The sequence below is a fragment of the Streptomyces similanensis genome (assembly GCF_039543625.1).
Lineage (GTDB): Bacteria > Actinomycetota > Actinomycetes > Streptomycetales > Streptomycetaceae > Streptomyces > Streptomyces similanensis.
Window position 1 is genome coordinate 73,006 of the sequence record NZ_BAABKC010000059.1, and the last position, 14,619, is coordinate 87,624.

The 14,619-nt window shown below is 72.4% G+C and carries 11 protein-coding genes and 1 pseudogene; 7 read left to right on the top strand and 5 right to left on the bottom strand.

From position 1 onward, the window contains the following. Positions 1 to 27: 27 nt before the first annotated feature. Positions 28 to 459: an ATP-binding protein gene (locus tag ABEB07_RS20670; protein WP_176151812.1), complete on the bottom strand. Its 432-nt coding sequence runs from the start codon at positions 457 to 459 to the stop codon at positions 28 to 30. Positions 460 to 990: 531 nt separating this feature from the next. On the opposite strand from ABEB07_RS20670, the gene ABEB07_RS20675 reads away from it, so the two are divergent. Continuing rightward, entirely contained in the window at positions 991 to 3,294 is a 2,304-nt protein-coding gene (locus tag ABEB07_RS20675; protein WP_345669717.1) for an ATP-binding protein, read from the top strand. Here the strand turns inward: ABEB07_RS20675 and ABEB07_RS20680 are convergent. Continuing rightward, positions 3,273 to 3,746: a response regulator gene (locus ABEB07_RS20680; protein ID WP_345669718.1), complete on the bottom strand. Its 474-nt coding sequence runs from the start codon at positions 3,744 to 3,746 to the stop codon at positions 3,273 to 3,275. The genes ABEB07_RS20675 and ABEB07_RS20680 overlap by 22 nt on opposite strands. Next, on the bottom strand, positions 3,743 to 5,521 hold the full coding sequence (locus tag ABEB07_RS20685) for a PP2C family protein-serine/threonine phosphatase (protein ID WP_345669720.1): 1,779 nt from the start codon (positions 5,519 to 5,521) through the stop codon (positions 3,743 to 3,745). Before ABEB07_RS20685 ends, ABEB07_RS20680 begins: the two co-directional genes overlap by 4 nt. A 318-nt stretch (positions 5,522 to 5,839) precedes the next feature. On the opposite strand from ABEB07_RS20685, the gene ABEB07_RS20690 reads away from it, so the two are divergent. The 3 genes from ABEB07_RS20690 (at position 5,840) to ABEB07_RS20700 (ending at position 9,557) form a co-directional block, all read left to right on the top strand. Further along, complete coding sequence (locus tag ABEB07_RS20690; protein WP_345669721.1) at positions 5,840 to 7,255, top strand: family 2B encapsulin nanocompartment shell protein; 1,416 nt, start codon at positions 5,840 to 5,842, stop codon at positions 7,253 to 7,255. A gap of 82 nt (positions 7,256 to 7,337) precedes the next feature. After that, complete coding sequence (locus ABEB07_RS20695) at positions 7,338 to 8,666, top strand: family 2 encapsulin nanocompartment cargo protein terpene cyclase (RefSeq protein WP_345669722.1); 1,329 nt, start codon at positions 7,338 to 7,340, stop codon at positions 8,664 to 8,666. An 18-nt stretch (positions 8,667 to 8,684) separates the two neighbouring features. Next, positions 8,685 to 9,557 carry a geranyl diphosphate 2-C-methyltransferase gene (locus ABEB07_RS20700; RefSeq protein WP_345669723.1) on the top strand — a complete coding sequence of 291 codons (873 nt, stop codon included), beginning with the start codon at positions 8,685 to 8,687 and terminating at the stop codon, positions 9,555 to 9,557. Positions 9,558 to 9,661: 104 nt separating this feature from the next. Here ABEB07_RS20700 and ABEB07_RS20705 read toward each other — a convergent pair whose 3' ends face one another. Beyond that, a complete protein-coding gene (locus ABEB07_RS20705; RefSeq protein WP_345669724.1) occupies positions 9,662 to 10,339 on the bottom strand; it encodes a DUF4232 domain-containing protein in 678 nt (225 codons plus the stop codon). Between the two features lie 349 nt (positions 10,340 to 10,688). Here ABEB07_RS20705 and ABEB07_RS20710 point away from each other — a divergent pair, with 349 nt between their 5' ends. Further along, positions 10,689 to 11,699, top strand: a complete 1,011-nt coding sequence (locus ABEB07_RS20710) for an aldo/keto reductase (RefSeq protein ID WP_345669725.1) — start codon at positions 10,689 to 10,691, stop codon at positions 11,697 to 11,699. Positions 11,700 to 11,753: 54 nt separating this feature from the next. Then, a pseudogene (locus ABEB07_RS20715) lies at positions 11,754 to 12,174 on the top strand (SRPBCC family protein). A gap of 24 nt (positions 12,175 to 12,198) precedes the next feature. Here ABEB07_RS20715 and ABEB07_RS20720 read toward each other — a convergent pair. Next, on the bottom strand, positions 12,199 to 13,440 hold the full coding sequence (locus tag ABEB07_RS20720) for an MFS transporter (RefSeq protein WP_345669726.1): 1,242 nt from the start codon (positions 13,438 to 13,440) through the stop codon (positions 12,199 to 12,201). Positions 13,441 to 13,683: 243 nt separating this feature from the next. Here ABEB07_RS20720 and ABEB07_RS20725 point away from each other — a divergent pair, with 243 nt between their 5' ends. Beyond that, positions 13,684 to 14,610 carry a serine hydrolase gene (locus ABEB07_RS20725; RefSeq protein WP_345669727.1) on the top strand — a complete coding sequence of 309 codons (927 nt, stop codon included), beginning with the start codon at positions 13,684 to 13,686 and terminating at the stop codon, positions 14,608 to 14,610. Positions 14,611 to 14,619 lie beyond the last annotated feature (9 nt).

Genomic DNA, 14,619 nt, shown 5'->3' on the forward strand with positions numbered 1-14,619 from the left:
CGGCCGGGACGCCCTCGGTGAAACCGATCACCGGGGGACGAGGGCGCAGACCGCCTTCCCGTCGGGAATCAGCGCCACGGTGACCTGCCTGGCCAGACGGCGCACCATGGGCCAGCCGAATCCGCCCAGGCACCCGCTGAAGTCGGGGGCATGAGGACGGGGCGGTGTGGGATCCTCGTCCACCACCGTCACCTCGACGGCGTCCGGCCGGGCGTCGAGGATCAGCGTGCAGGTGGCACCGCGAGCGTGGCGCACCGCGTTCGTCACGAGTTCCGTGACGACCAGGTCGATGTCCTGGGCGACGCGGTCGACGACGCGCGGTGCGAGCCGGCGCACGAAACGCCGGGCGGCGCGACGCGCTTCGGGCGCGGCGGCGGAGCGGGCCGGCAGCACCAGCGACCAGGAAGCGCCGGCTTCGTCGCTCTCGCCGGTGCCGGTCACCGTTCGTGCTGCGGACATCGTGGAGGAGTAGTCGTCTTCCATGGCTGTTCGGCTTCCCGCGCCGCGGGAGGAGATGTTCGCCCACGAGGGGACACGGGTGCGAACACCGGGAGGTCGGCCGCGGCGCAGGAACCGACGCTCTGCCGCAAAGGCTCCGGAAAGAGACCGCCCTGTCGGAGAGCCCCTTTCCGGTACGGAACGAGAAGAAGGAGGAACTCAGGTCTTTGAAATGGTCGCCCTCCTCGTGCCCCGGATTTTGTGCCGCAAACGAAATGAGAGTCGGGGAATGCGGGAGGTGATACGGGGAAAAGGGCGTCCGGAAGGCCGGCCCACGCATTTCGCTATTTGCCCGCTCTCCGTGCCGCGCTCATTCTTCTCGGCGGTGGTAATTCACCCTGGCGCCGAGGACGACCGGACAGCGCGCACCCGGAATGACGACATGCCGGGCAGAGAGCCCGAACGCCGTCGGTGACGGCGCCCCACAGCGACGCCCCACAGCGGCGCCCCACAGCGACGCCCCGGAGCGGCAGCATGGTGGATGATCGACTCATGACGGACGAATGGCTGTCGGCGAGGACGCGCGCGGCGGAGGAATCGGTGTCGGACGGGTTCGACCTGTCCCTGTGCGTGCGGGAGAAGATCCACCGGCTGGGCGGGATCCAGTCCTACGGCACGCTGCTGGCCGTGGACCCGCTGAGCGCCCTGGTGGACACCGCCGCCGAGAACACGCGGACGCTGCTGGGCGTCGCCGCCCGGGAACTGGTGGGCCGGCCCGTCACCGACGTCCTGGAGCCGAGCGACTGGGCCGAGGCCCTGGACTGCTGCGCCGCCGACGACGCGCCGGGCGTGACCTTCCCCGTCACCGCGGGTGCGCCCGGCGGACCCACGGCCCTCGACCTGTCCGTGCACCGGCGTGAGGGGCTGGTGATCCTTGAGTTCGAACCCCGCGACCCGGCGGCGGACGCGTTCGAGTTCGCCGGCTTCTACCAGGGCGTGCGCAAGGCGCTGCGCCGGGTGCGGAGCGCGAGCACGGTGACCGACTGCTGCCGCGCCGCCGTCGTCGAGATGCGCCGGCTCACCGGCTTCGACCGGGTCGTGGCCTACCGCTTCGACGGGGTCGACGGACCGGGCGAGGTCGTGGCCGAGGACGTCCAGGAGGGCTGGGAACCCTGGCGCGGGCTCTGGTTCCCGGCCACCGACATCCCGCCGCAGGCCCGGCGCCTGTACGAGGAGAACTGGATCCGTGTCATCAGCGACGTCGACGATCCCACCGCCTCGCTCCACCCGGCCGTCCGACCGGCCACGGGCGCCCCGCTGGACCTGTCCGCGGCCGCGCTGCGCACCGTCTCCGGCTTCCACCTGGAGTATCTGCGCAACATCGGCGTGCGCTCCTCGATGTCGGTCTCCCTGCTGCGCGAGGGCCGCCTGTGGGGGCTGATCGCCTGCCACGGCGCCCGGCCGCGCCGGCTGGCACCGGAGGTGCGCTCGGCGTGCGAACTGTTCGGCACCGCCTTCTCCATGCAGCTGTCGGCCATCGAGGAACGGCAACGGGCGGACGCGCTGGAACGCTCGGCCCGGGACGCCGCGGCCGTCGCCGAACTCCTGGACCAGGACGTCGACGCCTCGCTGATGCGCCACGAGGAGGCGGTGCGGCGGCTGGTGGCGGCCGACGGGCTGCTGCTGGTGCGCGACGGCCGTGTCTCGCAGACGGGCGACCAGGCGGTGCCGCACGAGCTGGCCCGGACGCTCGGCCGGTACGCGGCCCGGGCCACGACGGGCGAGGTCTGGGCCACCGACCGGCTGCCGGAACTGCTCACCGAGGCCGGCGCCGGCCCGCGGCCGGGCGAAACCTGCCCCGCCGGCGTGCTGCTGCTGTCGATCGGCCGCAGCGGCGACTACCTCGCCTGGATCCGCCGGGAGCGGCCCGAGCCGCGGGAGTGGGCCGCGAACCCCGCGCGCCCCGTGCTCGTGGGCCCCCGCGGCGAACGGCTGACGCCGCGCGGGTCGGGCGCCGTCTACCGGTCGATGACCCGGGGCAGGAGCCTGCCCTGGAGCGCCCGCGACAAGGCCGCGGCACTGGAGATGGGACGCCTGCTCACCGGGCTGGTCCTGCGCCACGCGGACGAACTGGCACGGCTCAACGACGAACTGCGGATGACCAACGTCGACCTCGACTCCTTCGCCCATGTCGCCGCCCACGACCTCAAGGAACCGCTGCGGGGCATCGCGAACGCCGCGACCTTCACGCTGGAGGACGCCGGAGCGAGCCTCGACGCGACCAGCGTGCGGCGGCTGGAGACGACGCAGCGTCTCGCCGCGCGCATGGACGACCTGCTCAACTCGCTGCTGCACTACGCCCGTATGGGCCGCAGCGGTGTGCGCCGGGACGACGTCGCGCTGGACGATGTCGTGGACGCCGCCCTGGAGGTGGCCGGTCCGCGGCTCGCCGAGGAGCGGGTCCGGGTGGTGCGACCGGCGTCGCTGCCTCGCGTCCACGCCGACCGCGACCGCGTCTACGAGGTGCTGGTGAACCTGCTCGTCAACGCGGCCAAGTACGCGGCCGACCGGCCCGACCGCCGCGTGGAGATCGGTGTCGAGGACGTGGTCCCCCCTGGCGCCGAGACGGTCACGACGGCCGTGGTGGTGAGGGACAACGGAATCGGCATTCCCCCCGAGCAGCGGGAGGAGGTGTTCGATCTGTTCCGCCGACTGCACAGCCCCCAGGAGCGCGGCGGCGGCACGGGAGTGGGCCTGGCCGTCGTCAAGCGCATCATCGAGCGCCACGGCGGCCGGCTGTGGCTGACGGGCGCGCCGGGGGAGGGGACGGCGTTCTACTTCACGCTCGGCGCGTAGTCGCCGGGCAGGCCCGGCGGCTGCCCCTTGGCCTCCAGCCAGTAGTCCAGGGCGCCCTTCAGGACGGTGCGGAACAGGTCGAAGTTGAGCGGTTTGTAGATGTAGCTGTCCGCCCCGGCCGCGTAGCAGGCGTCCACTTCGGCGGGAGCGGTGGAGGAGGTGAAGACCACCACGGTGATCTCCGCCAGCTCGGGACGCGAGCGGACGGCGTGCAGCGCGGTGTGTCCGCTGACGCCGGGCATGTTGAGGTCGAGCAGCACGATGCCGGGCGCCTCGTCGCCGCTCAGCAGGTGTTCCACCAGGCCGTCGGAGCGCGAGAGGAACTCCAGACGCAGCTGCGGGTGCGAGCGCGACAGCGCCCGTTCGATGGCCTCCGCGTCCTCCTGGGAGTCCTCCACGACCAGAACCCGGCCGTTGTCGAGCCGTCTGGCCGGTGCGTGCTGCGGCGTCACGGTCGTCCTTTCATCCGCGCTATCAGTACGGCGGTGTCGTCGTCCCCGATGTCCCGGAACTCCGAGGCGGCCGCCACCAGCTGGGCCGGCGTGGACGCGCCGATCGGGGCGATCCGGCGCAGGACCTCCGGCAGCTGTCGCTCGAAGCAGGTCCCGTCCGCCGACCGGGCCTCCGTCAGACCGTCGGTGAACAGCACCATCGCGTCGCCCTCGCGGAGCCGGATCCGCGTCTGCGCCCAGACCGCGTCGGGGACGACGCCCAGGAGCAGCCCGTGGGCCGGCACCTCCTCGACCGCGCCGCCGTCGCGTCGTACCAGCGGCCAAGGATGGCCGCCCCCCGCGATCACCGCGTCCCAGCCGCCGTCGGGAGCGGGCTCCAGCGTCACGACCAGGGCGGTGACGAACCGGCTGGCCTTCTCCCCGATCAAGGCCCGGTTGAGCCGGGCCAGGGCCCGGCCGGGCGGCGTGCCGTCCTCCAGGAGCGTGCGCAGGGTGTGCCGGGCCAGAGCGGTGAACGCCGCCGCCTCGGCCCCGCGCCCGCACACGTCGCCGATGAACAGGGAGACCCGCTCGTCGGCGAGGACGGCGTCGTAGAAGTCGCCGCCGACGTCGAGCGTGGGATCGCCGACCTCGTAGGCGGCGCTCAGCTCCACTCCGGGCACCCGCGGCAGGCCGCGGGGCAGCAGCTGCCGCTGGAGCATCTCGACGTTCTGGCGGCGCTGGTCGTAGAGGGTGGCGGTGTCGATCGCGAGAGCGGCGCGGCGGGCCAGGTCGGTGAGGGTCGGCAGGTCCGAGAGGCTGGTGTCGTCGCGGTGGTACAGGAAGGTGAGCGTGCCCAGCACCCGGCCCCGGGCGCGCAGCGGGCTGACGCTGAGCGCCCGGATCGTCTTGCCGTCGCCCACGGCGCCCGACCCGAACGGACCGCCCGCGAGACCGTCGTCCTTCAGTACCACGCCCCTGGTGTGCTGCGAGGCGCCGCGCAGCCGCGCGGTCAGCCAGTCGTCGTGCCGTGCGACGTCACCGAGCCAGGCCTGGGCGCCGGCCGCGACGTGGGCGGTGGCGACCGGTTCGAAGCCGCCGTCCGGCCGGAAGAGGTGGACGACGCAGCCGTCGGCGATCGCGGGCACGGCGAGCCTCGCCACCCTGCGCAGCGTCTCCTCCACGTCCAGGCTCTCGTCCATCTGCAACGAGGCCTCGGCCAGGAACGCGTCCCGCGCCTGGCGCCGCTCGTGGTCCTGGCTCTCCAGGATGCGCCGGTTGCTGAGCGCGAGGACGCCGGCGACCTGCGCGAGCAGCTCGCTCAGCACCGGGCGCGCGTCGGCCGGCACCTCGTGGGCGAAGGCCACCCACAGGCCGGCCGCGTCCCCGGTGTGGAGCGTGAAGACGCACTCCAGGACCGTGCCCGCCGCGTGCGGGCGCAGCAGCGGCCGCACGAGCGGCTGCACGGCGTCCGGCCCGGACCAGCGCACCGCGGGGCTGTCGCCCGGCATGTCGAGGTGTCGCGGCACGGGGCCGCCGGGCCAGTCGGGCGACGTCGGCACCCAGGTGACGGGTGCGTCCTCCCGCTCGGTCCGCAGGCGCAGATAGCGGGGCCTGCCCGCCTCCCACCGGGCGCCGACGACCGCACCGGCCCCGGGCAGCTCCAGCAGGGCGGCGTAGACACGTGTGGCGAGCGCGGTGACGTCCTCGACCTGTACGGCGGCGAGCCACAGCTCGTGCAGCCGGCGCCACCACTCCGGCGGCACCGGCGCCGCCGCACCGGGTCCTTCGCTCACTCGCTCGTCTCCATGGCGCCATCGTACGGGCGAACGACTCGTCGGCTCCGGTCCGCCCCGGCAGGCGGAGGGACGTCACCCGAGGCGTCCGGGCCCGTGGATCATCGAAACGGGCCGCCAAACCCCCTGGAGCCGGTTGTCACCGCTTCGAGGTAAGCATCTCGTCCCTCCGGTGCACACGGCCGGTCGGGCCGCTAGCTTTCTGCCGGTGGGCGGGATCCCGGTGATCCCTCCCGTCAGTCGCCCCCCTCTCCCCGTCTCCCGGTCGGCGTGCCCGTGTACGCCGGACGCCCCGTCGTGCAAGGAGAAAGCGTCGCGATGTCCGTCGACAGCATCCCGGAAGCTCGGACCACACCCGGCCCCCCGCAGCAGTCCCTGAGCACCGCCGCCGCCCGCAATCTCGCCACCACCACCAAGTCCGCCCCGCAGATGCAGGAGATCACCTCCCGCTGGCTGCTGCGGACGCTGCCCTGGGTCGAGGCCGGGGGCGGCGCCTACCGCGTGAACCGGCGGTTGCGTCACACCCTCGGTGACGGACGCGTCGAGTTCGTCCAGGAGGGCGCCACGGTCCGGGTCATCCCCCGGGAACTCGGTGAGCTGGCCGTTCTGCGCGGATTCGACGACCTGGACGTCCTGACCGCCCTCGCCGGCCGCTGCACGCAGCGCGACTTCGCGGCGGGCGACGTCCTCGTCGAGCGCGGCAGCCCCGCGGACCGGATCCACCTGATCGCCCACGGCCGGGTCAGCCAGACCTCCGAGGGCCCGTACGGCCAGGAGGTCGGCGTGGCGGTGCTCGCGGACGGCGACCACTTCGGCGCGGACGCGCTGCTGGATCCCGACGCGCGCCACGAGCACACGGTCACCGCCGAGACCTCCGGCACCCTCCTCACCCTCTCCCGTGCCGACTTCGACGCCGTCCGGGCCTCCGCGCCACACCTGCGGGCACACGTCGACGCGTTCGGCTCCCGCACGCGTCGGCGGCAGAACAAACACGGTGAGGCCGAGATCGCCGTGTCGGCCGGTCACGTCGGCGAGGCGGAACTGCCGGGCGCCTTCGTCGACTACGAACTCCAGCCGCGCGAGTACGAGCTCTCCGTCGCCCAGACCGTCCTGCGGATCCACACCCGGGTCGCCGACCTCTACAACGACCCGATGAACCAGAGCGCGGAGCAACTCAGGCTGACTGTCGAGGCACTGAGGGAACGTCAGGAACACGAGCTGATCAACAACCGCGAGTTCGGGCTGCTGCACAACGCCGACTTCAAGCAACGCATCCAGCCCCGCTCCGGCCCGCCCACCCCCGACGACATGGACGAACTGCTCTGCCGTCGGCGCGGCACGAAGCTGTTCCTCGCCCACCCCCGGACCATCGCCGCCATCGGCCGCGGCTTCAACGCCTGCGGCCTCTACCCCGACCACGTCGACGTCGGCGGGCAGTCCGTCCCCGCCTGGCGAGGGGTCCCCATCCTGCCCTGCAACAAGATCCCGATCAGCGCGCAGCAGACCAGCTCCGTCATCGCGATGCGCGTGGGCGAGGAGAACCAGGGCGTCATCGGCCTGCGCCGGACAGGACTGCCGGACGAGTACGAACCGGGGCTCTCCGTGCGGTTCATGGGCATCAACGAGCAGGCGGTCATCTCCTACCTCGTCAGCGCCTACTACTCCACCGCGGTGCTGCTGCCGGACGCCCTCGGCGTGCTGGAGAACGTGCAGATCGCGCCCACGGCGCACTGAGGTCCGGCCCCGCGAGCAGGTCCACGCCCGGCACACCCCACCCACGACACAGCGCCCGCCCCACCGCAGCAAGGAGCCGCTGATGCCCGATCCCGGGCCCCTCGGACCACGTCCCCCCGAACGGCGGCCGACACCGCCCGCCACCGTGCCGGACGACCCCGCGCCGGTGGTGCGGGACCAGTCGGCCCCGCCGTCCGCCTCCCGCTTCCTGGCGGCACTGCATCCGCCGGTGACGCTCCGACACCCCGCCCCGCCCCCGGCGCCGGCCGCCGCAGCGGGGGATCCCGCCACGACCGCGGACGCCTCGGCCCTCAGGCAGGCCCTGCGCGGTCCGACCGGACTGGGCACGACCTCGCTGGCCCTCGCCGGCAGGCGCGAGTCCCCGCCCCCCGATCCGCCGGCCCCGGCACCCGCTTCCACCTCCGCTTCCGCCGGGCGAGCCGTTCCCGGTCTCTACCACCATCCCGTCCCCGAGCCCGACCCCGTGCGCGTGGCCGAGGTGAGCCGCCGGATCAAACGCTGGGCCGAGGACGAGGTGCAGCTCTATCCCGAGGAGTGGGAGGGCCAGTTCGACGGCTTCTCCGTCGGCCGGTACATGGTCGCCTGCCACCCCGACGCCCCGACGGTCGACCACCTGATGCTCGCGACGCGGTTGATGGTCGCGGAGAACGCGGTGGACGACTGCTACTGCGAGGACCACGGCGGATCGCCCGTCGGGCTCGGCGGCCGCCTCCTCCTCGCGCACACCGCGATCGACCCTTTCCAGACCACCGCCGAGTACACGCCGGCCTGGCGGGAGTCGCTCGCCTCGGACGCCCCGCGCCGGGCGTACCGCAGCGCGATGGACTACTTCGTCCGCGCGGCCGGCCCCTCCCAGGCCGACCGCTACCGGCACGACATGGCCCGGCTCCACATGGGCTACCTCGCCGAGGCCGCCTGGGCCGAGACCGGTCACGTGCCGGAGGTGTGGGAGTACCTGGCGATGCGTCAGTTCAACAACTTCCGCCCCTGCCCCACGATCACCGACACCGTCGGCGGCTACGAACTGCCGGCGGATCTGCACGCCCGGCCGGACATGCAACGGGTCATCGCCCTGGCCGGCAACGCGACCACCATCGTCAACGACCTCTACTCGTACACCAAGGAACTCGACAGCCCCGGCCACCACTTGAACCTGCCGGTGGTCATCGCGGAGCGCGAGCAGCTCGGCGAGCGCGACGCCTATCTGAAGGCCGTCGAGGTCCACAACGAACTCCAGCACGCCTTCGAGACGGCCGCGGCCGACCTCGCGAGGGACTGCCCTCTGCCCACCGTGCTGCGCTTCCTCAAGGGTGTGGCGGCGTGGGTGGACGGCAATCACGACTGGCACCGCACCAACACCTACCGCTACAGCCTTCCCGATTTCTGGTAACGAACGGATATTCCCACGATGACTGAAGCAACTTCCACCGCCACCGCGACGATCCCGGCCCAGGCGACCCCGTACCAGGAGGACATCGCCCGCTACTGGAACAACGAGGCGCGGCCCGTCAACCTCCGCCTCGGTGACGTGGACGGGCTCTACCACCACCACTACGGGATCGGCCCCGTGGACCGGGCCGCGCTCGGCGACCCGGAGGGCAGCGAGTACGAGAAGAGGGTGATCGCGGAGCTGCACCGGCTCGAGTCGGCCCAAGCGGACTTCCTCATGGACCACTTGGGCGCCGTCGGCCCCGGCGACACCCTCGTGGACGCCGGCTGCGGACGAGGCGGGTCCATGGTCATGGCCCACCGCCGCTTCGGCTGCACGGTGGAGGGCGTGACGCTGTCCGCCACCCAGGCCGACTTCGGCAACGGGCGCGCGAGGGACCTGCGCATCGAGGCCCACGTCCGCTCCCGCGTGTGCAACATGCTCGACACCCCCTTCGACAAGGGCAGCGTCACCGCGTCGTGGAACAACGAGTCGACCATGTACGTCGACCTCCACGACCTGTTCGCCGAGCACTCCCGCTTCCTGAAGGTGGGCGGCCGGTACGTGACGATCACCGGCTGCTGGAACCCCCGGTACGGTCAGCCGTCGAAGTGGGTCTCCCAGATCAACGCCCACTTCGAGTGCAACATCCACTCCCGCCGCGAGTATCTGCGCGCCATGGCCGACAACCGCCTCGTGCCGCAGACCATCGTGGACCTCACCCCGGACACCCTGCCCTACTGGGAGCTGCGGGCCACGTCGTCGCTGGTCACCGGGATCGAGGAGGCGTTCATCGAGTCCTACCGGGACGGCTCCTTCCAGTACGTCCTGATCGCGGCCGACCGCGTGTGAGCCGAGGGGCGCGGGGCGAGTCGCCCACCGGGTGCGCCGCGGACGGCTGAACGAAGGAGCCGAGAACTCCTCCAGGGTGAACCCGGCCGGCCGCGGCCACCTGGCTACTTGGCGGTGTGGGTCGGGTAGACCTCGACATCGGTGTACGCGCCCTTGACCTTCCCCGCGCCCGTCGGCCAGGCGAGGCTCACGGTGTGGGTCTCGTTCGGGGGCGTCACCAGGATGCCGGTCGGGTTCGTGAGGCTGTCGCCGCTGTCGTCGATGTCGTAGGCGAGGTCGAAGACAGCGGCGTCGCCGGGCTTCAGGACGGTGACCCGCGGCTGTGCGTGGCCGCGCGGGACGGGGTTCGAGGTGTGGTCGGCGTCCTTGATGTCGACACCCGCGAAGCCCGTCGCCGAGCAGGTGGTCGAACCCCGGTTGACCATGGTGATGTCGATCCTGCCGGACCGCTGGTCGCTCGCGGCGTCGACGGCGTCGATGGCCAGGTCCTCCGTCTTGCAGAACGTGCTGCCGCCGCCGGCCTGCGCCGTGCTGTTCGATCCGCCGGCGTGGGTCTCGGCGTCCTCGCCGGAGCCCGGCGTCGCGCCGCCGGCCTTCGAGCCGCCCGGGTCCGAGCCGGCCGCAGTCCCCGAGTCACCGCTCGCGGGCTGGGAGGACGAGGCCGACGACGAGGAGCCCTGTGCGGGGGAGCCCTTCTCGGAACCGCCGTCGTCGCAGGCGGTCAGCGAGAGGGCGGCGGCGATCCCGATGACGGCGAGTGCGGTGACGCGGGTGTTCTTCACGGTGTTCCCCCAGCGGCGGGCGTGGTGCGTGCGGTCGGAAGTATTTGGATCCCGCACTGAGTTACGGGGGGTCCCCGGCGACGTCTTCGTTCTGTCACGGACATCCTTCGGGTGAGAACACCGGCACCGAGGTCACCGCTTGCGTTAGCCAGCGTCTGCAACTATTGTTGCCGCTTGTAAGGCGCTACTGCAACTACCTGAGCCTCGTCTCCGTACCGCCCCGGCGGGTGACCTCGAACCCCCGTGCCCGGCTCCGCAACCAGGAGTCACCGCCCCGGGAGGTCCCCGCTCACACCCGAGCCTCCTCCCACACCGAGGCGCCGAGGCACCGATCGAAAAGGCACCACTCATGTCCCTGAAGAACATCCTTCCCGGCCGTCTCGGCTTCGGCACCGCACCGCTCGGCAACATGTTCCGCGCGATTCCCGACGGGGACGCCCGGGCCACCGTCGAGGCCGCATGGGAGCACGGCATCCGCTACTACGACACCGCTCCCTTCTACGGCGCGGGTCTCGCCGAGGAGCGCCTGGGCAAGGTCCTGTCCACCAGGCCCCGCGACTCCTACGTACTGTCCACCAAGGTCGGCCGGGTCGTCCTCGACGAGAGGGAGACCGACGTCCCCGACTTCGGCGAGAAGGGCGGCCTGTTCGAGCACGGCAACCCGCACAAGGTCCTCCACGAGTGGACCGCCGACGCCACCGAGCGCTCCATCGAGGGCAGCCTGCGCCGGATGGGCGTCGACCGGTTCGACATCGTCTGGGTCCACGACATCGCGCAGGACTTCCACGGCGACGCCTGGGTCCAGAAGTTCGAGGAGGCCCGCACCGGAGCCTTCCGCGTCCTGTCCCGCCTGCGGGACGAGGGCGTCATCAGGGCCTGGGGTCTGGGCGTCAACAGGACCGAGCCCATCGAACTCACCCTCGCCCTGGACGAGCCCCGCCCCGACGGCTTCCTCCTCGCCGGCCGCTACACCCTCCTCGACCACGCCCACGCCCTCCAGCGCCTGCTGCCCATGGCCCAGGAGCAGGACGTCGACATGGTCGTCGGCGGACCCTACAGCTCCGGCATCCTCGCCGGCGGCGCCAACTTCGAGTACCAGCAGGCCCCGCCGGAGATCATCGAGCGCGTCCGGCGGATCAAGGCCCTCACCGACGAGCACGGCATCGGCATCAAGGCCGCCGCCCTCCAGTTCTCCCTCGCCCACCCGGCCGCGGCCGCCGTCATCCCCGGCGCCACCCGGCCCAGCCGCATCGCCGAGGACACCGCCGCCCTGGACGAGACCGTCCCGGCCGCCTTCTGGAAGGACCTGCGCGCCGCGGGGCTGGTCAGCCCGGCCGCCCCCCTCCCCGACGGCGCCTGACCTCCAGCACCCCCACCTTCCCCCCACGCCCGCGACACCGTCCGGAGAAACACCATGGCCTCGACATCCGTCAGCCGCACCGTCCCCGCCTCGCCCGACATGGTCTGGAGCCTCGTCGGCGGCTTCGACTCCCTGCCCGACTGGCTCCCCTACATCCTGGCGAGTACCCCGCTGGAAGGCGGCCGGGTCCGCCGGCTCGAGAACCCCGAGGGCGAGGTCATCACCGAGCGCCTCCTCGACTTCAACGAGACCGAACGCCACTACAGCTACGCCATCCTCCAGGCCCCCTTCCCCGTCAGCGGCTACGTCTCCACCCTGCGCGTCCACACCGTCCCCGGACAGGAGAACGCCGCCGAGGTCCAGTGGTCCGGCCGCTTCCACCCCCGACGGCGCCACCGAGGACGAGGTCGTCGACCTGTTCACCGGCATCTACCGCGACGGCCTCGACGCCCTCCACAGGACCCTCGCCGCCTGACACCGGCACCGGCCCGCTCCGCCGTCAGGAGCGCACGGCCCGGGCCGGAAGGGGCTGCGTCCGGCGGCAGCCGAGAGTCGTCGCCGTCGCGAGCAGGACCGCGGCCAGGCAGATCAGGAGCAGACGGTAGTCGACCGCTTCCAGCAGGGCCGCGCCGGCGGCGAGGCCCAGTACGTTCGGGGTGAACAGCAGGGTGCCGGCCGTGGCCGCCGTGCGGCCCAGCAGCGCGTCCGGAGTCTCCTGCTGCACGGCCGTCATCGCGGCGATCAGGACGCACGGCATGCCCACACCGCTCGCCGCGCCGGCCGCCAGGACCACCGCGTCGGACGGTACCGCCCGCGCCGCCGCCGCACACGCCGTCAGGGCGATCCCGGCTGCCGCGAACCGGCGCTCGCCCAGCAGGCCCAAGGCGGGACCGGACAGCAGCCCGACCGCCATCGAGCCGGCGCCTTGGACGGCGTAGAGCACCCCGGCGTACGCGGGCGGGTGCCCCAGTCCGTCGATGACGGCGTAGAGCAGCGCGCCGGCCACACCCGCGCAGAGCATCATCGTGCCGCCCGCCAGGACCAGCGGCCGCAGCCGCGGGCACTCCCACAGGAAGCGCGCGCCCTCGGCCGTTCGCTCCCGCCAACCGCCCACGGAGCGAGCCGGTTCGTCCTCCCGGACGCGCAGGAGTGCGCACACCCCGGCCGCCAGCACGAAGGTGACCGCGTCCAGCACGGCCACGCTCGGACCCCCGTACACCGCGTACAGGCCGGCCCCGGCGAGCGGCGCCACCAGCTTCATGCCCTCGTTCACCGTCACGCGCAGCCCGTTGAAGTCGCCGAGCAGACTCCGGTCGACCACGGTGGCGACCAACGCCGACTCCGCCGCGTCATGGACGACGCCCACCGCGCCGTACAGGAACAGGACGGTGTAGATCAGCCACACGCGGCCCGGGGAGCCGACGGTGACGAGGACCGGCACGAGCACGCCCAGCAGCAGGTTTCCACCGATCAGCAGGGGCTTGCGGCGGACCCGGTCGGCGATCGCACCGAGCAGGGGGCCGGCGAGCGTGGGCGCCCACAAGGCGAGCAGGCACAGCGCCGCCAGACCGCTGGAGCCCGTCAGATCCTTCACCCAGACCCCGGAGGCCAGCCAGAGCGCGGACGATCCGAAGCCGGAGACGACCACGCCCGCGAGGTACAGCCCCGCGTCGCGGTCCCGCAGAACCCGCGCCATCCTCCACGAGGAACTGGACGGCGAGGTGGATGTCGATGTCGTCATGCCTGGACATCGTGGGCCTAAGGACCCCGTCCGGGGATGGGGCGAGTTCCCTAGGACGGAGCGGGCGACGACGGCGCCGGCACATCGGAAGCCGGTCGTCGTCCCTATCGATCGACGTCGCGGGTCGAACCCGCCCCTCCGCTCACGGCGCACCTGTGAACGTCCCGAGCAGGGAAGGGGGACGACTTGTCCAACGCCCCCATTCCGTACAACCGTTGACCCGTTACCGCGCGTCAACGGGGTATGACTTCTCGGACATCCCGACGGGCCCGGATGCTCGCGGCGGCAGGCGCCGGAGCCGGAGTGCTCGTCCCCTGTGCGGCGGGCGCGACCCCCGCCGCGGCCGCCCCGCCCGCGGTCAGCTGCACCTCGGCCCGGGCGGGCTTGGCCGCGGCCCTGCAGAAGGACATCACCGCGGCCCTGGCCGGCCGCACGGGCAGCGTCTCCCTCGGCGTGCGCGACCGCACCACCGACACGACCTGCACGCTCGGTGAATCCACCGCCTACGACTCCGCCAGCGTCGTCAAGGTCACCGTCCTCGCCACTCTGCTGTGGGACGCGAAGAAGACGGAGCGCTACCTCACCGACCGCGAGGTCACCCTCACCAAGGCCATGATCCAGCAGTCCGACAACGACGCGACCACGGCCCTGTGGAAGCAGCTGGGCGTGGACAGGATCCAGGGCTTCCTCACCGCCGCCGACATGACCCAGACCCGGCCGGGCGCCGACGGCTACTGGGGCCTGACCCAGATCACCGTGCGCGACGAACAGAGGCTGCTCGCCCTGGTCACGGCGAAGAACACGGTGCTGAGCGACAACTCCCGTGCCTACATCCTCCAGTTGATGGGTGACGTCGTCGCCGACCAGCGCTGGGGCACCCCCGCGGGCGCGCCGTCCGGGGTCGCCGTACACGTCAAGAACGGCTGGCTGGAGCGCGCCGCCCACGGCTGGCGGGTGCACAGCGTCGGCACGTTCAACGGCGCCGGCCACGACTACACCATCGCGGTCCTCACCCAGGACAACGCCACCATGGACTACGGCGTCACCACCATCCAGAACGTGGCCAGGGCCGTCCACAAGAACCTGGTCCCCGTGCCGAAGACCGCGCCGCGCTTCGTCCCGACGGCCACCCCCGAGGAGGCGTTCGTGGCGGTGCCGCCGGCCGGCTGACCGCCGAGG